The sequence below is a fragment of the Psychrobacter immobilis genome, from assembly GCF_904846065.1.
Classification (GTDB): Bacteria; Pseudomonadota; Gammaproteobacteria; order Pseudomonadales; family Moraxellaceae; genus Psychrobacter; species Psychrobacter immobilis_H.
Genome location: NZ_CAJGZV010000001.1, coordinates 1,270,641 through 1,289,476, shown reverse-complemented (window position 1 = coordinate 1,289,476; position 18,836 = coordinate 1,270,641). Strand labels below are relative to the sequence as shown.

Sequence of the window (18,836 nt, the reverse complement as noted above, 5' to 3'; positions counted from 1 at the left end):
GGTCTTTTTTTAATTTATAAATGATCAGCCACCTAAGCATTTTAATTATAAAATCTGATAAACAGTATTTATGATGTTCCAGTAAGGTCAGGGCTAATATTTTGATGATTTGGAAGGTTTAACAAATGAGTATTTACGCACAAAGACTGGCCTCTCAAATTGAGTTCATCAAGCAGTGTGCTTTGATGAAAAAAGCGCCTACTCAAGATTTTGCTAAACACAGTGATTTCACTTGTACTGAGGAGCAATTATTAGGCTTGCCGGGTATCAACCTTAACAGCGCCGATGATACCTCAGAGGACGTTTGGCTTCGTTTAGAGCGATTGCGTGAAAACTCAGCACCTAAATCCAACAGCGCACTGTTAGCACATTGGTTAAAGTTTCCAGTTAATTTTAACGAACCACCGTCATTAAAAGAAAAAACATCTGTGCAATCATTCATAGATGATGGTCTGTTGTCCTCGGGCGCTACAGAGGTATTCACTCCGTTTGAAGTTGAAAATAATTATACAAATGAATCATTAGAGGTAGAGGAGCCATTACAAGCAGAGGTTTACTTAAAAGACTTTCTTGCAAAAGACACTGTACGAGATGAATTCAATACATACCTCAAAGACGTTTGGAAACCTTGGCTAACGGAAGAGAAACTCGTTCGCCAAAGCATTGCTTTGTATTCCAGTCTATTCATGCTGAATCAACAGCTTCAGGGCAATCTCGCTGATGCACAGTTAGAGTTGGTGTGGGGTGTGGGTATTGCCACACGAAAAAGCACGGACGATGAGCAGAGTAGCAAGCAGATAAAGTATCCACTATTGACGCAATCTGTTGAAATCACCTTAGATCAAAAGACAATGGCATTACTCATCAAGCCTACCCTATCTGCTCCCACGCTTGAAACGGAGCCTTTTTCTATAGAAGAAAATCAGGGTTTAGCGAAGTTATTAAAGAACAGCAAAGATTTTTATGATTCAGAAGATGCGTCCTTAAGTCCTTTTTTACCGAGTAGCTATGAGCCTATCTTAAAATCAGCTGTTACTTTGCTTGACTCCTCTGGCGTTTATCAACCAGATCATACCATTGCAGATGATCGAAAAATCCCTAAAGCGCAAAACAACCTGATTGTTACTGACACATGGGTCATTATGGCGCGTCCTAGAAGTAACAATATCTTTTTGCAAGACTTAAACAACTTATCCATTCAGCTAGAATCGGTCACTGGCATTGATTTACCGAGCGCCCTTAAGGCAATGCTGACAGAGCCTGCTACAGAAAACAAAGAAACCATACTGCCTGCTTATCGTGGTTTGTCTATGGTGAGTGGCAGTGATAGCTATATCGGCACGCCAGCCGAGCTATACTTCCCCAAAGCATTTAATGATGAACAGGTGCAAATCATACAACAGCTAGATGTCCATGAAGGAGTCGTCGTTCAAGGCCCGCCCGGCACAGGAAAAACCCACACTATTGCCAATGTCATTTGTCATTACTTAGCACTTGGCAAGCGGGTACTGGTCACGTCGATGAAAGACCCTGCGTTAAAGGTGCTGCAAGGACAACTACCTGAATCTATTCGCCCGCTCGCCGTTAGTCTACTGACCAGTGAAAACGAGGGTCTAAAGCAGTTTGAACATACCATCAAAAAAATATCGAGCGAAGTGTCTAGTATCAATCGCGAGGCCTACAAAAAAGACATTATCATGTTTGACAATCAAATTGATACCATCCATGCACAGTTGGCCAGCACTGATCATAAAATTACGGCTTGGGCACGGTTGAACCTTGATGATATCACCATCGATAATGAAACTATCAAGCCCATAGATGCCGCGACTGAGGTTGCTCAAAACAGGCAGCTTATCGAAAGCTTTCACGATAAATTGGGCATAGAAGAGATATTTAAGCCTCGATTTACTCATGCTGATATCACAGCACTAAAAGACGCAAGAGTAAATCTCGGCAATGATTTGAGTTATCTTAATAAAAAAATTCCTGCCGTTGCAGACATGCCTCCTACCAACGCTATCAAGCAACTTCATAAGGATTTGAGCTATCTCAATGAGTCGCGAGCAGCTGAGCAGCAAGGAGAATTGCCAAGCTTAATCAATGACAGTGCTACTACAATAAATATTGCTCAGGAAATCACTGCTAATACATATCGTCTAACTGACCTACTACAAAAAATTGTCGCGGCTGGGCAGCGCTGGACGACGGATATTCAGCAGCATCTATCTAATGAGACTAAACAAGACATCATCGGCCATCTCACTATACTAAACGATGAGATCAAAGCCATTTTTGACGAGAGAACCGTTTATTTAACCAGACCTATTACGATGACTGATGATTTTGATAAAAATCTAGAGCTCGTTGATGCGGTTAAGAATTTATCTGAAGGCAGAAAGCCATTTGGTCTCGCTGGGATTTTTGGTAAATCTACTGAAAAGAAAAGCCTTGAGTCTATTACGATAGTCTCGTCAGCGCCATCAAGTACGGCAGACTGGCAGTATATATCCAGCTTTATAACGTTTAGAAAAAAATCTCAAGCGCTTATCATTCGCTGGAATGCTTTATCAAATGAGCTGTCCTTACCGATATTTGAGGTATCGCCCAATAATCTGTCTGCGTTACATGCAGCCGTTCATCTATACGATGAAATCGTTGCTAGTAAACACTTGCAGCACAGTATTAAGCAGGCGTTAAGCGCTATCTTTGTAGATTGGGATGTTATCTCTACAGCACCTTATGACAAAGATATTTTGATTGAAATTGAGAGTGTTCTTAAACAACATTTAAAAAGACATAATCTGGCTGAAAGTCTCACGTTAAAAGAAACATTACTTACTAATTTAGCTGACTGTAAAGGCGCTATTAGTGAAAAAATGACAGCCTTTGTCACTCAAAATATTGGTGATCCGAGTTTATCTGATGAACAATTACAAACAGACTATCAAGAACTGTTGAGTGAGCTGCAACGAGTAAATAACCTTGCAACAGACTTACAGACAGTCGCTGACGTTACCCAACTCATTGAAAATAACGGTGCACCACTTTGGGCGAAGAAATTGCGTTATGAACCTCATAATAATTCTCAAGACACCTTGGCATCAGATAACTGGCAGCAGATTTGGCGAATTGCTAGATTGACCAGCTTTATAGACAGCATCGATGGTCGCAAGGAATTGGTTCAACTGGCCAAAACCCGTGGCAATTTAGAAGTAAACTTAGCCAGACTCTATCAAGAAGCCATCACCAAAAGAGCCTGGCTAAAGGTCGCAGAAAATGCGACACCAAACGTGAGAGCCTCTTTAGAAAAATACCGCTCTGCCATTATGCGTATTGGTAAAGGAACAGGCAAAGGTGCGCACTATTATCGCCGTGAAGCGAGAGAAGCCTCTGCGGGAGCAAGTGCTGCTATCCCGTGTTGGATTATGCCGCATTATCGCATTTCTGAATCCTTGCCAGCAGAGTTCGGCAGTTTTGACTTGGTTATCATCGATGAAGCCTCTCAATCTGATTTAACGGCATTGCCAGCCATCATGAGAGCCAAAAAAGTGTTAATCGTTGGTGACGATAAGCAAGTGTCACCAGAAGGCGTCGGTCTCGATATCGAGAAAATCCGTAACCTGATGGCACAGTATTTGAGCAATCAAATCCCTGTCTATCGCTCACAAATGTCGCCTGATCGTTCAATCTATGATTTATTCAAAGTCGTTTTTGCAGATAGCAGTGTGATGCTAAAAGAACATTTTCGTAGTGTGGCACCTATTATTGAGTTCTCAAAACGTGAGTTTTACAATCATGAGCTGATACCTTTGCGTAAAGCAAAACCCTCAGAGCGCTTAGACCCTCCATTGATTGATATTTATGTCACCGATGGCTATCGGATTAAAGGCTCTGATATTAACCCATCAGAAGTCAGATTTATTGTCGATGAAATCAAAACCCTCGTTTCTGATCCAGCTTACAAAGGTAAAACCATCGGTGTTGTCTCATTGCTAGGCAATAAGCAAGCACATAATATTATGGAGATACTCAACAAAGAACTAGATGAAACGGTAATGACTGCTTTTGACATTGCTTGCGGTGATGCCCGAACCTTCCAAGGTAAAGAGCGCGATATCATGTTTTTGTCATTGGTAGTGGTACCTGGAGCTGCCCATGCACAAACAAGAGATACCTTCGCCCAGCGGATGAATGTCGCGGCCTCAAGAGCGCGCGATAGAATGTATTTAGTACGTAGTATTGAGCTAGACGAGCTTAGCCAAGCTGATTACTACCGAGCAGAGCTTATTAAACACTTTCAAGCACCATTCATGCAAGATGAGGAAGAAGTCTCTGATTTGCGTCAAAAATGTGAGTCTCCCTTTGAAACAGAAGTCTTTGACCTTCTGGTTGAGAGAGGCTATCGAGTGGTTCCGCAGGTTAAGGCTGGTGCCTACCGAATCGATATGGTTGTCGAAGGTGAAAACGATAACAGTCTAGCCATTGAATGTGATGGCGATAGATATCATGGGCCTGACAAATGGGACAGCGATATGCAACGTCAGCGTATTTTAGAGCGTGCGGGCTGGAAATTTTGGCGCTGCTTTGCCTCTACTTTTGTCACTCGTAAAAAAGAAGTCATCCAAGATTTATTGGCGGAATTGGAACGCTTAGAGATTTATCCAATCACTACCGACACAGCACATAGCAGCTCGTATGTTGAATCTAGAATCGTCAATACTGTTGAAGAACCCATACTCGATATTGAAACTGACATTGATACCAACATAGATAGCGAAACGGAGACTGACGCTTAAATATATAAGAGTCAGTCAATGCCAGTGCGGTGGTAATATACTCACAATATCACCACCACACTGGATCATCACTCTCCTCTCTCACCTGTTTAGAAGCTTCGACAGTGACCTCATTCGCAGACAGCTCAGCGATAAACCGCGATGGCTTGTCAAAATACCCTGAATAACTGGCGAAGTAATCAGGTGCCGTTAGATACAGTCTGGTCTTGGCTCGACTACAAGCAACATAGAATAATTTTCGTTCTTCTTCTAGCTCTTCAAAGTCATCCAAAGAGCGATAGTGCGGCGTGATACCATCAACCAATGAGTTAACAAACACCACTGGCCACTCCAGCCCCTTCGCACTGTGAATGGTCGAAATCGTCACTTTATCTGTGTCATTATCTTCTGGTTTCTCCATGGCTGCGACCGAATCATTAGGCGGATCGAGTGCCAAATTTTCTAAGAAGTTATCAAGGCTACTGTGTTCTATTGCCAAATTTTTGAGCACACGAAAGTCCTCCTTGCGCTCTCGCCAATTTTCCTCAATCGTTTTTAGGACAGGAATATAGAACTCTAAAATCAGCTCAATGACCGTCTCGACGGATTCAGCTTGATTTGCTTTAGTGAGCGTATTGTATAAAGGTTCAAGCTGTATACTTTTTTTAGCAAACTTCGCCGTAAGTAATGGCTCAAAGGAGTTGTTATCGGCATTAATCGCTTGGGTCAAACGCGTCGCGGTGACTGTTCCCACGCCTTGGAATAAGGTTAAAATACGATGCCATGCAATCGTATCATTCGGGTTATAGAGGACTTTAACAAAGGCCAAAACGTCTTTGATATGTCGCCTTTCAATGAACTTGATACCGCCCACCACAATGAATGGAATATGACGCTCCATAAACTCTAGCTGGACATAGTTAGATTGAAAGGATGTGCGACACAGTACCGCAAAATCATCATAATCATGATCTGACTTTAGCTCGATGATTTTATCGGCGATATACTTGGCTTCTTTTGTCTCATTACTTAGGCGGCTAAACACTGGCTTATGCCCACTTATCGATGCACCAGAGTACAATTGTTTTTGATAACCTAGCGTGATTTGCACGGACAAAGCATTGATATAATCTAAAACAGCAGGCGTACTGCGATAGTTTTGCTCAAGTTTAATCAGGCTTGCTTCTGGATAGGTCTCACCGAAGAGCAAGATGTTCTCATAATTAGCACCGCGAAACGCATAGATACTTTGATTATCATCGCCAACGACCATCAGCGAGACCGACGCAGGTACGCAAATCAGATCGATAAGCTGCTTTTGCGGAATATTGGTGTCTTGATATTCATCGACCATGATGTAGCGATATTGGTTTTGTAGCATTTGGCGAAAGGTATCATTGGTTTTTAAATGCCGTACGACCTGACTGATAATATCGTCAAAGTCGTAAAGGTGATTGGCACGCTTATACTCATGAAAATCGACTGCCAATTGTTCGATAATCGGAATATGTACGGCGATATCAGGATAACTGCTTTCGATTAAATCGCGGATGTGAATACGTCTATTCCGAGAGCTAGAGATGATATTTTGCAGTGTCTTTTTGCGCGGGAATGCTTGGCTCTTATTTTGCGCGGGATACTTTTTTTCTTTGTGAATTAAGTCGATGGCATCTTCGCTATCGCCCGTGTCTAAAATCGTAAATCGCGGATTAATGCCCAATAAACCTGAATACTGACGCAGCAGCATATTGCAGAATGAGTGAAAAGTACCACTGGTGATATCGTTGAGCCGTTTATCCGTTGGCAGCTTATCCTTTACCAAGTCTTCATCAGACTGTTTATCAAACAAGGTATTCGCAAGTAAGGTTTTGGCGCGGCTTTTTATTTCATTTGCAGCTTTACGCGTAAAGGTCAGTAGCAAGATACTTTTGGGCGTGACCCCACTCTCTAATAAATAACTGGTACGGTACGTGAGCGTTTTGGTCTTGCCGGAGCCCGCACCCGCAATCACCAACACTTTGCCGTCGATAGTTGTGGCTGCTAATAATTGGTCGGGATTTAGTTCCCGAGCGTAGTCTACTTTGAATCCTAATGCACCATTCAGCCTTTCATTTAACAGCTTAATATTTGCAGCATTATTAGCATCGATTAAATTTGCCTCTAGCTTTTTAATTGCCTGCTCAAGTCGTGCCAGCTTAGGCTTAATCTCGATGAAATTCTGGGGATAATTGTAGTGGCGCGTATCAAAAATCGTGTTAGTCATTATAGGGTTTTGCCTTTCGTTTTATTTTAGCGGCCTTTATCAATACGGCGCATTTATACATAGTGTTTTGCAGATTTGACTGAGAGCGCTTGGTGTTCATAATGAAGATTACTCGTACAGTGTAACGAGTCGTAGGCGCTTACCTGTCATACGCCTACAAGCCAAACTATCCTTTTATAGCACAGCTTACCATAATCGATAAAACAGCAAAATTACCAGTCATGACCAAACGCAAAATCTCAGTATACAACACAACAACCTCACCCCTATTCAGGTAAATTTGCTACAATGTGCCCAATTTTGATTTATCATTTAACCAATCTTTATACCAACTGATTTTATTACTATATTGAGAGAATGTTATGGGTTTTAATTGCGGCATCGTCGGCCTACCAAACGTGGGTAAATCCACCTTGTTTAATGCGTTGACCAAAGCGGGAATCGCCGCTGAAAACTTTCCGTTTTGTACCAAAGATCCCAACACAGGTATCGTACCAGTACCTGACCCACGCCTTAAAAAACTGGCTGATATCGTTAAGCCTGAGCGCGTATTGCCAACGACGATGGAGTTTGTGGATATCGCAGGTTTGGTCGCTGGCGCGTCAAAAGGCGAAGGCATGGGCAACCAGTTCCTAGCCAACATTCGTGAGACTGATGCGATTGCGCACGTCGTACGCTGTTTTGATGATGACAACGTCGTCCACGTTGATGGTCGCGTCAGCCCGATTGATGATATCGAAACCATTAATACTGAATTGGCATTGGCAGATTTAGAGGCCGTTGAGCGTGCCATTCACAACCAAACCAAGAAGGCTAAAGGTGGCGACAAAGACGCGCAAGCATTGCTTGATATCTTTAAAAAAGTTGAGCCTTTATTAGCAGAAGGTCAGGCAGCACGCGCCGCTAATCTTGATGCAGATGAGAAAAAGCTCATCAGAAGTTATGGTTTAATCACCCTAAAACCAACCATGTATATCGCTAACGTCAGTGAAGATGGCTTTGAAAACAACCCTTACCTTGATGCGGTACGCAACTATGCGACTGGCGAAGATTCTATCGTTATCGCTCTATGTAACCAAATCGAATCTGAAATCGCTCAGCTTGATGAAGACGACAAAAAAGACTTCCTAGCTGAGATGGATATGGAAGAAGCTGGTCTTGATCAAGTGATTCGCGGTGGTTATGACTTGCTAGATATGCAGACTTACTTTACTGCTGGTGTTAAAGAAGTGCGTGCTTGGACGGTTGCAGTTGGCGCAACGGCTCCACAAGCTGCTGGCGTGATTCATACTGATTTTGAGCGCGGCTTCATTCGTGCCGAAGTTATTGCGTATGATGACTTTATCGAGTATGGCGGTGAAAAAGGCGCCGCTGCCGCTGGCAAATCACGTTTAGAAGGCAAAACCTATATCGTACAAGATGGCGATATCATGCACTTTAGATTTAACGTGTAGTTTTAAGCAGTACATCCTGTCTGATAGTTAATAAGCCGATGTTGGAAATTCTCCATCATCGGCTTTATTTTATCTTAACATTGTTATATTATAACATATCTTTACTTTATTATTTGAGGACTTATACTGTGACTGACTATTTCTCTTTTTCTAGATTTGCCAGTGTTGCGCTTGTAGGAAGTATCATGACAGGCTCTCTATTGGGCTGTCAGCCTAATACAGAAGGTGATACGGTAGTATCCGAAGAAGTAACGCCCGTAGACGATCACGCTGAACATGCTCATGAAGAGCACGAAGAGCACGAAGGGCACGATGCTATGGAACAAGGTCATGAAGGACACAATCATGAAAGTCATAGCCACGAAGAAAGCGCGCATGAAGGACACGATCATGCAGAACATGCCAGCAACAGCACACCATTCTCTTGTGAGCCTACTGCTACTATCGGCGTGTCCTACCATGATGATGCTCCATTGCAGACAGTGCACCTACTCATCGATGGTATCGAATACGATTTGACCGCTACCTCTGATAGCGACGCCAGTACTGAAAAAACCATCTATACCAGTGATATCGGATTGGATAATACCCATGGCATTATATGGCAAGTAAATGGTGACAAGGCAACGTTGCGAAATAAAACATTGGGCAGCAATGTGGCTATCGAAAAGGAAGAAGTGCTTTTTAACTGCCAAAAATCTTAATGTAGTTCTCTGACTATATATCTGTACCAAGGGCGCTATTTTGCTATGCTAGAGGCTCCCTTGGTTTCGGATGTTTCAATATGCTAAGTACACCAACCTCTTTGCCGTCTCCTACCACGCAATGGTCTCACCTTCTCAACTCACAGCGCCTTGGTGCTTCCAAGAAGTTCAACGCTAATAAGAGCACTCGCTCTCAGTTTCATAAAGACTATGACAGACTGGTGTTTTCGCACTCCTTTCGACAGCTCAATCAAAAAACCCAAGTCCATCCATTGACCAATCAGCTTGGCATCCATACTCGCTTAACTCATTCGCTTGAGGTCTCCTGTATTGGACGCTCTTTGGCAATGATGGCAGCAGAAAAGCTTCATGATAAATTAGCCAGCGGTCTACCAGCAGGCGTATCGCCAGCCGATGTCGGTGTCATTGTACAAGCAGCGTGCCTCGCTCACGATATTGGCAATCCGCCTTTTGGTCATGCGGGAGAGTACGCCATTCGAGATTGGTTTAGGCAGCCTGAACCTCAAGCGATATTACAAAAGTTAAGTAGCAACGAGCGCTTGGACTTGCTGGCCTACGAAGGTAATGCACAAGGGTTTCGACTGTTGGCGCGTAATGAGCACCATCCCGATAAAGGTGGTATGCGTCTCACTTGTGCAACGCTAGGCGCTTTTATGAAGTATCCGTGGCTTGCCTCTCACAGCAACGATGTCAATGATAAACACCACCATCAAAATGTACAAAAATTTGGCTGCTTTTATAGTGAGTCAGCACAATTAGAAGAGCTGTCAGCTTGCTTAAATTTGCCGCGCTCAGAGCAACACGAAGGTTTTGCGCGTCATCCGCTGGCTTATTTACTAGAAGCGGCAGATGATATTTGCTATGCCTTGATCGATTTAGAAGATGGTATCAATCTCAATATGCTGACCTATAGTGAGGTTGCCGCCATATTTTATGAGCTGATTGGTGAGCGCCCTAGCAGTATCAATCTGCCCATACACATGTCTGTGAGGCAGAGCTTAGCGTCATTGCGAGCACGTGCGATGATGCGTTTGGTAAACACGGTGACCGATGCCTTTGTTGCCAACAGTGATGCATTGCTGGCTGGTACACTACAAGGCAGTTTATTTGACCACTGTGATATCAGTGTGCAAAGTGGCATCTTGCAGGCCAAGCAGTTGGCACGTGAGAAAATATTCAATCACCCAAGTAAAGTACGTATGGAATTGATGGCCAATCAATGCCTGCATCGTTTATTAGATGCTTTTATGCCATTGGCTTGGACAAGTAGTAGAGCAACATCTGATCCTGAATCCATCTCCTTTGAGCAGCAGCGCCTACTAATGTTGTTACAGCCACATCTCGATGAGCATCGGCGGCTATTATCAGATAATGTCTATCACAATATCTTAAATATATTGGACTTTATCACTGGGATGAATGATCATGAGGCGTATCGATTGGCACAAGAGTTACAAGGCCATTGGGGTACAATGGTTTAAAAGACCCGTGCCGGTCTAGTAAATTAATACAAGTTGCGTATTTCAGTCGTATTTTTACGCTGAAATGAGTATGATAAACCCTTATCGGACAATTTTGAAATATTATGAGCAGTCGCGAACAAAAGAAACTTCAAACTCGGCACGCCTTTTTTAACGCCGTGCTTGATTTATGTATGACAGGGCAGTCTTTTAGCTCAATTAGCCTCCGGCAAGTAACGCGTGAGGTTGGTGTGGTGCCGACCGCATTTTATCGGCATTTTGATGACATGGAATCGCTTGGTCGAGCATTGGTGGTGGAAGAGCTAGGCGGTACGCTGGCAATCCTAAGCGATAGCTTACAGATTGGGCGTAAACGTAGCTTTGATCGCCAAATTGCTAAGAGCATTCAGCTGTTCTTGTATATGGTCAGTGATCAGCCTTATTACTGGCAATTTTTAGTCAGTGAGCGCTACGGTGGCTCAGAAGCGGTTCGAAAAGCCATTAATGAACTTGTCAAAAAACATGCTCAAAGCTTGGCTGATGATTTAGCGCTACAGCCTGCTTTTACTCATATCAATGCCTATGACCGTCGCCTACTGGCTGAAGCTGGGGTAAATATGTTCTTTTCTTGGATTATCGATTGGTTGGAGCTGACTTATACTGAAGACCATGATGATGAAATCGATTTGAATGAGATTGAAGAAAATAAACAGCTGATGCTCCATAATTGCACTCGCCAAGCACAGATGCTGTTCTATGGGGCTTATAACTGGAAATCTACGGAAGAGACGCACTTAGGAGATTAGGTGACGTCAGCTATTCTACTACCTCGGTATTAAGCAAGACTCTTTTTAGGTGGCTCAACGTTAGAAACTGGGTCTAAATGCCCATAAACGCTGTGTCACCACTTTAATTTCTTTGGCTTTTTTATTATTGCCATTATTATTGTTAGGCGTGCTGTTATTCGCATTACTCCCTGCTGCCGCGCTAGCGTCAGTCGCAACCTTGCTAATCAATACGGTTGCAAACCGTTGTCTTTGTTGACCAAGGCTTGCACTATCCGTTGCGGTAATAAGCGCCATAAAGGCTTGGCTATCGACTGCGAGCAGTGGTTTTAACGCCTTTCGCTGATCATCATTCAAGCTGCTCAACATCGGCAATTTCCACACATCATCGATAGAGGCTAACGCCTGCTTTGCCCGCATATCGACCAACCCCTGCATCTGTTGGCTGGTTGCGCCATCTATCAGTGCAGCCAGCAAAACTGGACTGGCCGTATTGACATTAATAGGCACATAATAAGGAACCGCCGTAATATAAGGACGTAGTGCCGCTAGTACTTCAGCATTTACCCCTCGAATCTCTTGCAACTGATCGACACTGACCAATGCTTGATTGGGCAAAGTCTTACTCGCTGAGCCACTTGATTGCTGAGAATAAACCACATTCTCATCACCACCATCTTGATAAACGTCGCTATCCGTATCTTGATAATCAAGAACAGCAATGGCAATATCAGGTTCCAAATTTAATTGTGTCAACAGTCTTTGAAATATGGCTACAGCGGCGCTATCAACCGCGCCATTCTGATATAAATTATTAATATTAAAACGACTGGCTTCATCGCGCACTTCAATACTGATGCTATGATTGGCTAAAAGATAAGGCGGTAGTGGCTGCGCCCAAATGTCTTGCTCACTATCTGTGTCATTCAGCTTATCGTCAGCACGAATCATCGTGATGGCCAATTGCTGACCAGCATTGATATCTTGTGACAGCTGATTTTGATCAAACAATAAGCCGCTACGCCTAATAGCAATCTTTTGACTGGCAAGCATCGCCCCCGCCACCACGGTAATACTGACCACCAATAGTAAGATAGTGAGCAGCGCTACTCCGCGCTGAGAGTTTGCTGTCATTGACTTAAGCCGCCTTTATTATTGACCCAGTGGTACATTTTAAATATTACTTCCTGCATTGTTATTTACATTGTTATTTACATTGCTATTCGGATTGTCATTATTAGTCTTATCACTACTATCGTTATTGCTACCATTGCCATTATTAGCAGCATTGTTATTGCTTTTGTTGGTATTGTTAATTGGTATTGGTTGGGGAGCAAGCGCCCACTGCCAAGTGATGGGCATATCCTGATAAGTAAAATTGACAGCAATGCCTTTGGGCAATAAAACCACTGCTGGCTTGGCGCTTACGGCATTGGCTGTTTGCCCAGAGGTTGTATTTGTACTGCTATTGCCGTTATTACTGCTGTCTGCATTAGGAAATTTGGTGCTCAGTTCAGGTAAATATGCTTGCCAACGCCCTGCGGTGACGCCTTCTAGCAATACACTGTCTAGGCTGATGCTATCGCGCCCACCATCGATGCTGGTATATTGGCGGCGAATTAAACGCTCATCGGCAAAAATGTATTCGATATGTTGGACACTCATGCTACTTTGATAACGTGGATCGGGGTCGGCAAAACGAACAAAGCTGACATGCTCACCATCCAAGCTCATGAAAGGCTCAGGCACTGTTTCATTGGCTTGGGCGCTATTATTTGTGCTATCACTGGCATTTGTACTGTTATTTGTCACACTGTTATTTTGAGTATTTGGTATTTGATAAGGGATAATTTGACCCATGTCTTGCTGTAGCTGCAAATAAGCATATTGCAAAACAGCTAAGTTATCAGCATGAAATTGTGCACGTTCTCGGGCGCGGTTGACGCTATCAAACACCTGCCAGCCAGCCACCGCCAGCATCGCAAATATTGCCATGGCAACCATCAATTCAAGTAGCGTAAATCCACGCTGCGACCTCACGGATTGCCTCCAGACTGCCCTGCAATATCAGCGCCCAAACTGCTTAAGTCCAAACTACCAATGTCTTGCTCCGCATTGCTCAATATTACGTTGATATCAGTCACGGCGGTGCGCGTCTGTCCATCTATAATAGGTGCGACAGCGATATTCACCTCTTTTAAAGCAGGCGTAATGGCATCACTGACCGTCATCACTACTTGCCAATCACGCCCTTGAGCATTGATTGTTTGTGTGCGATTGGCCGTCAGCCATGTCTCTTGAATACGCAAATCAGCGGCTGCATTCTGTGCAATAAAATGTGCGAGTGTACGTGTGCGTAAGACATCCACTGAGCTGAGATAGGCACTACTGGCACGGCTAGCAGCCACAGCAACAACCGCTAAAATCGCTAACGCCACCATTACCTCAATCAGAGTAAAGCCGCTTTCATGCTTTGATAGCATTGGCTTTTTGTTTATATCAGCAGATAGAATGCCATCCTTATCTATCATCAGCTACAGTCCTTGTCCGATCGTCATACTACCATCAGGCATAATGGTAATGACCTCGCCCACCAGACGCGAATTGTGCAGCACCTCAATGGTGACAGGCGTTGCTTGCCCTGTACCAAACCATAATATTTGTGGGACTGCTTGATTGGCAAACCAAGGCTGCAATGTTTGTCCCTGTTCAGGCATTGATAGATTGCCAGCCTCCAAGCTTTGCACCCTTAAACTAACCCCAGCAGGTAACTCTGGCAAACTGACTTCTGGCTCAATCTCCCAGCTAGGTACTGGCTGTTGCTTTCTCATCGCCCCCGACATATTTGTCAGGTCAGCAGACAATTCCATCGAATTTTTAGGCGTGCTGTCCATGCTATTTGACGGGGTATCATTGGTCTGATAGGCAATATAAGGATTTGATAAAGTAACAATCACAGGAGCTACTTGACCTTGTTTATCTGCTTGCAAGCTTAAACCCATCGGCTGCATACGCTCAGCAGACAACAACCTTACATAGCTCAGCGAATCCGTTAAATGCTCATAAAACGCACGGTTTTTACGCGATTCACTACTGCCCACCGACAAGCTCATCATGCCAGCAAAGATAGATAGAATAACGACCACCACTACAATTTCGACAAGGGTAAAGCCCTGCTGTGCCTGAGCAAGGTTTGAGGATTTATAAGGGGAAACGTAAGCGTTTTGTAATGGAAAGGATTTATGCTGATAAACAAGAGGTAAGAGATATCTATCCGTGTTTTTATACTGCAAATATTGATGACTTAAGTATGAATAGCAAGTGACCGCTGAGCTGGACGGAGTCTTGGCAGTGACCGGCATATTGCACCTATGAACCTATAAGTAGGTTGTGGTATAAAGAATAAAACTATGATTGGGCGGTAAAGCTGATAACCATGTATCCATTTTTAGCATGGATACACCGTGCTGCGATAACGAATATAGCAACACGAATTTAAAAAATTGGGTTAAAAGACCATAAGTTAAACAAAGATATTAATAACTGGTATTACGGTGCTCTTCTGACTCAGTATCGATTTGCTCGACCAACTCCTGCATATCTTCATCCATCACCTCATCGTCAGCCGCAGGATAATGACTCGGCAACTCAAGCATTTGCTGAACGAAGGCATAACGTAGGGTATCACGGCGACCCAAATACCGCTGGTAAAAGCTTGAATTTAATAGTCCAGCACCGCCCTGACCCATCGCCCAAATCGAGGACAAATAGTCGCGCGTGCTCAAACTACTGTGCTGCTCTTGTAAATACGCACTGATAATGTCAATCAAGCGTTTCATACGCTGACGGCGAATATCATATAGCTCACCAAATAAACGATTAAGACCCGTCACTGATGCAGCCAAACGCTCTTCGATTTGATTGAGCAACATAGCTTTTTGTGGATTAAATAACTGCTGAAAGATCATACGAGCAACGCCTGCTGATGGACAATCATCAATACGATTAATCTCAAACAGTTGTTCTTCATAGCGGATAATAATACGCAAATAGAGTTCATCTTTACTGGAGAAATGCTTATACAGTGTACCTTTAGCCAGATCAAGCTGGTCTGCCAAACTGTCTAAAGTAATATCACCATCGCCTGACTCAAGTAGCAATTGCTCTGCCATCGCTAAGATATTTTCTTCTCGTGCCTTGAACTGATGCTGACGACTCATAATCTCTCCTAAAACCTGACAAGATTAAGCATATGACCATCGTGTGGATGAATGCATCGGCGACAAGCGTATAACGTCATACAAAGTCTGCTCGAAAACCACCAAAGGAGATATGCTTATGTTTGCTAAATAGTCATTGATAATCATAGGCTTACGCTCCACATTATAAGTACAAATAACGTAAAGCAACAGGACTGTATCATAAATGACTGAGTGGTCATAGCATAACCATTTTAGTGATACTGTGCCAGTAAATTCTCAAAGTTTTTTGCAGTTAATGCCCCAACATCATCGCTACTACAGCCATACATCTCTGCCAGACAACTGGCGACATACGGTACGTAGGCAGGCTCATTCGGTCTACCACGCTTGGGCACCGGTGCTAGATAAGGACTGTCAGTTTCGATAAGCAGTCTGTCTCTAGGCATGTTTTTTGCTGCATCTTGAATCATTTGAGCACTCTTAAAGCTAACAATGCCCGAAAATGAAATATAAAACCCTAAGTCAAGTGCACGTTTGGCCGTCTCCCAATCTTCGGTAAAGCAATGAATAATACCGTGTTCAGCGCCTTCTGATTTTAGGATATCAATCGTATCCTCTTTGGCATCACGCATATGAATGACGAGTGGTTTCTTCAGGCTTTGACTGGCATGAATATGGCGAGCAAGACTGGCTTGCTGCTCTTTTTTATTTTCCGTTGACCAGTAATAATCTAATCCTGTCTCCCCAATCGCCCATACATGGTCGGCATCAGCCGTTTCGATCAAACGCTCAACTGTCGCTGATTGCAAGACACTGATATCTTCACAAGGATGAATACCGACGCTCATGCCAAGACTTAGCGCCTCATCGCTATAGGTGCTGACAATATGAGCAATCTCATCATATTCGGCAAAATCACACATAATCGCCATTGCCCGAGTGACATTGGCAGCTTTCATCGCGTCAATCGCGCCAGACAATTTACCATCATACTTGGTTAAATCTAAGCGATTAAGATGGCAATGGCTATCAGTAAACATAAGTAATCTCGTTAATAAACATAAATGAATAAAAAATATTAGGGCGTATCCTCATTTTGAAAATAGCGATAAAAATGCGATAAACGGTAGGTAAAATAATGAAAATAATACAGATAATATCAGGATATTGACCCGCTATTTGACGCAGCTTGGCAAAATTTAGCCATTTTTAACCCATTTAGTTGTTTCCGTTCAGAGTGAGGACACACTTTAGTAATAAGTCTTTAAACAGCTAACCCTATTGATTGCCCCAAAGGCAGCTGTTTTCAAGTAGCGCAAATGTGACCATCTTGAAGGCTGGGTCATAAATGCCTAAAATTAATGAAGCGGCACCACTCGCATTACTTCTTCTATGGTCGTCACCCCTTCACTAATACGCTTTGCGCCCGATAATCGCAGCGGCTGCACACCTTCGCGATACGCTTGCTGCTTAAGCACATCTAAATTGGCATCGGCGGCGACCAGTTTTTTTAGCTCATTTGACAACGGCATGATCTCGTACAGACCAACGCGACCTTGATAGCCCGTATGGCGACAATGCTCGCAGCCTTGCGCCGTATAAATTTGCGCTGGAGCGGGCGCACGCCAAGGCTGAACCAGTTCCTGCCACTGCACAGCAATTTCACTGTCTGGAATTACGTCTAGGGCTTTTTTGCAATGCGGACATAACGTGCGTAGCAAACGCTGCGCCATGACGCCTAATATCGTTGCTGAGGTCAAAAACGGCTGAATGCCCAAATCATGCAAGCGAGTAAGTGAGCTTGGTGCATCATTGGTATGCAACGTCGAGAGTACCAAATGTCCAGTGAGCGATGCTTGTACTGCCATATTGGCGGTTTCGGCATCGCGAATCTCACCGACCATAATGATATCTGGGTCTTGACGCATCAAAGAGCGAATACCATCTGCAAAATGCAAATCAACGCCTGGATTGACCTGCATTTGGTTAAAAGCTGGTTCAATCATCTCGATGGGATCTTCAATCGTACAAACGTTAACTTGCTCGGTGGCGAGCTCCTTAAGCGTACTGTACAACGTCGTAGTCTTACCTGAGCCAGTCGGACCCGTAACCAAGATAATGCCATTTGGATGCGCGGTCAGCTCATGCCAAGTATCGAGCTGCTTACCTGACAAACCAAGCTGAGCAAACGAGCGCACCAGCACTTCAGGATCAAATACCCGCATCACCAGCTTTTCGCCAAAGGCTGTCGGCATCGTCGATAAGCGCAGCTCAGTTTCCAGACCCTTTGGCGTACGGGTTTTCAACCTGCCATCTTGTGGTTTGCGTTTTTCTGCCACATTCAGTCGTCCTAATATTTTAATCCGTGCCGTCACCGCGACAATGATTGCCAAAGGCATCTCGTAGACAGTATGTAGCACACCATCGATACGGAAACGGACTTTACCCGTCTCACGGCGAGGCTCTAAATGGATATCACTGGCTCGCTGCTCAAAAGCATATTGCAACAGCCAGTCAACGACTCTGACAATATGTTGATCGTTGGCATCAGGGTTGGTATTGTCGCCCAGTTGCAATAATGCCTCAACATTGGTGACATCAGCCGCCGCCCGCTTATGGACACTATTTGCTCCTGCAATCGCTTGGGTGACTTGGTAAAACTCTTGACGGTAGCGATTGATTTGCTCAGGATTGATATAAACCGTACGATAGCTTTTAGACTTGATTAATTTTTCGATACTTGTCTGCCACTCAGTACAAAACGGCTGGTCTGTACCGATGACGACTTCATCATTCGTCACTTCAATGGGCAAAATATGCTGTGAGCGGGCATATTCAAAGGACATCAACTGAGTGACGGCTGGGACATCGACTTTTAACGGGTCAATACGGACAAGTGCCATGCCTGCTTTGGCCGCCAACCATTGATTCAACCATACCAAAGTCAATTTATGCTCAACATTTTTATCCAGTGCATGACCGTTTGGCAGACCAAATTCACTGATGGTCAGGAGTGGATGCTGCGCTTTATCACGGCGGCTCGTCATCACTAAATTGTAGCCACGCTGATCAATCACTTTATCTGCCAATAGTTCATCTAAGCACCAACGTAAATCAATCACGATTGAATATTCCTGAGCAGACATATTTTTCTTCTTTTATTATTGAT

13 protein-coding genes are annotated in these 18,836 nt (G+C 43.8%); 5 read left to right on the top strand and 8 right to left on the bottom strand.

The features are described 5' to 3' along the window. Positions 1-125: 125 nt before the first annotated feature. A complete protein-coding gene (locus JMW64_RS05425; protein ID WP_201553673.1) occupies positions 126-4,799 on the top strand; it encodes an AAA domain-containing protein in 4,674 nt (1,557 codons plus the stop codon). A gap of 49 nt (positions 4,800-4,848) precedes the next feature. On the opposite strand, the gene JMW64_RS05420 is transcribed toward JMW64_RS05425, so the two are convergent. Then, complete coding sequence (locus JMW64_RS05420) at positions 4,849-7,041, bottom strand: ATP-dependent helicase (protein WP_201553672.1); 2,193 nt, start codon at positions 7,039-7,041, stop codon at positions 4,849-4,851. Between the two features lie 362 nt (positions 7,042-7,403). On the opposite strand from JMW64_RS05420, the gene ychF reads away from it, so the two are divergent. The 4 genes from ychF to JMW64_RS05400 all read left to right on the top strand — a co-directional run bounded on the left by ychF (position 7,404) and on the right by JMW64_RS05400 (position 11,486). Continuing rightward, entirely contained in the window at positions 7,404-8,495 is a 1,092-nt protein-coding gene (gene ychF / locus JMW64_RS05415) for a redox-regulated ATPase YchF (RefSeq protein ID WP_201553671.1), read from the top strand. A 185-nt stretch (positions 8,496-8,680) separates the two neighbouring features. Next, positions 8,681-9,199, top strand: coding sequence for a hypothetical protein (locus JMW64_RS05410; protein WP_201553670.1), 519 nt, complete (start codon positions 8,681-8,683; stop codon positions 9,197-9,199). 80 nt (positions 9,200-9,279) lie between these two features. Continuing rightward, entirely contained in the window at positions 9,280-10,701 is a 1,422-nt protein-coding gene (locus tag JMW64_RS05405) for a deoxyguanosinetriphosphate triphosphohydrolase (protein ID WP_201553669.1), read from the top strand. 104 nt (positions 10,702-10,805) lie between these two features. Further along, on the top strand, positions 10,806-11,486 hold the full coding sequence (locus tag JMW64_RS05400; protein WP_045446867.1) for a TetR family transcriptional regulator: 681 nt from the start codon (positions 10,806-10,808) through the stop codon (positions 11,484-11,486). A 60-nt stretch (positions 11,487-11,546) separates the two neighbouring features. On the opposite strand, the gene gspK is transcribed toward JMW64_RS05400, so the two are convergent. From gspK to JMW64_RS05365, 7 genes are all read right to left on the bottom strand, one after another. Then, positions 11,547-12,599 carry a type II secretion system minor pseudopilin GspK gene (gene gspK / locus JMW64_RS05395; RefSeq protein ID WP_201553668.1) on the bottom strand — a complete coding sequence of 351 codons (1,053 nt, stop codon included), beginning with the start codon at positions 12,597-12,599 and terminating at the stop codon, positions 11,547-11,549. Positions 12,600-12,638: 39 nt separating this feature from the next. Further along, on the bottom strand, positions 12,639-13,505 hold the full coding sequence (gspJ, locus tag JMW64_RS05390) for a type II secretion system minor pseudopilin GspJ (protein WP_201553667.1): 867 nt from the start codon (positions 13,503-13,505) through the stop codon (positions 12,639-12,641). Then, complete coding sequence (gene gspI / locus JMW64_RS05385) at positions 13,502-13,996, bottom strand: type II secretion system minor pseudopilin GspI (RefSeq protein WP_201553666.1); 495 nt, start codon at positions 13,994-13,996, stop codon at positions 13,502-13,504. Before gspI ends, gspJ begins: the two co-directional genes overlap by 4 nt. Before the next feature lie 3 nt (positions 13,997-13,999). Next, on the bottom strand, positions 14,000-14,827 hold the full coding sequence (locus JMW64_RS05380; RefSeq protein WP_227694074.1) for a prepilin-type N-terminal cleavage/methylation domain-containing protein: 828 nt from the start codon (positions 14,825-14,827) through the stop codon (positions 14,000-14,002). Positions 14,828-15,001: 174 nt separating this feature from the next. Beyond that, on the bottom strand, positions 15,002-15,685 hold the full coding sequence (locus JMW64_RS05375) for a TetR/AcrR family transcriptional regulator (protein ID WP_045446854.1): 684 nt from the start codon (positions 15,683-15,685) through the stop codon (positions 15,002-15,004). Between the two features lie 233 nt (positions 15,686-15,918). Beyond that, positions 15,919-16,707: a TatD family hydrolase gene (locus tag JMW64_RS05370; protein ID WP_201553665.1), complete on the bottom strand. Its 789-nt coding sequence runs from the start codon at positions 16,705-16,707 to the stop codon at positions 15,919-15,921. A 318-nt stretch (positions 16,708-17,025) separates the two neighbouring features. Then, entirely contained in the window at positions 17,026-18,813 is a 1,788-nt protein-coding gene (locus JMW64_RS05365) for a GspE/PulE family protein (RefSeq protein ID WP_201553664.1), read from the bottom strand. Positions 18,814-18,836 lie beyond the last annotated feature (23 nt).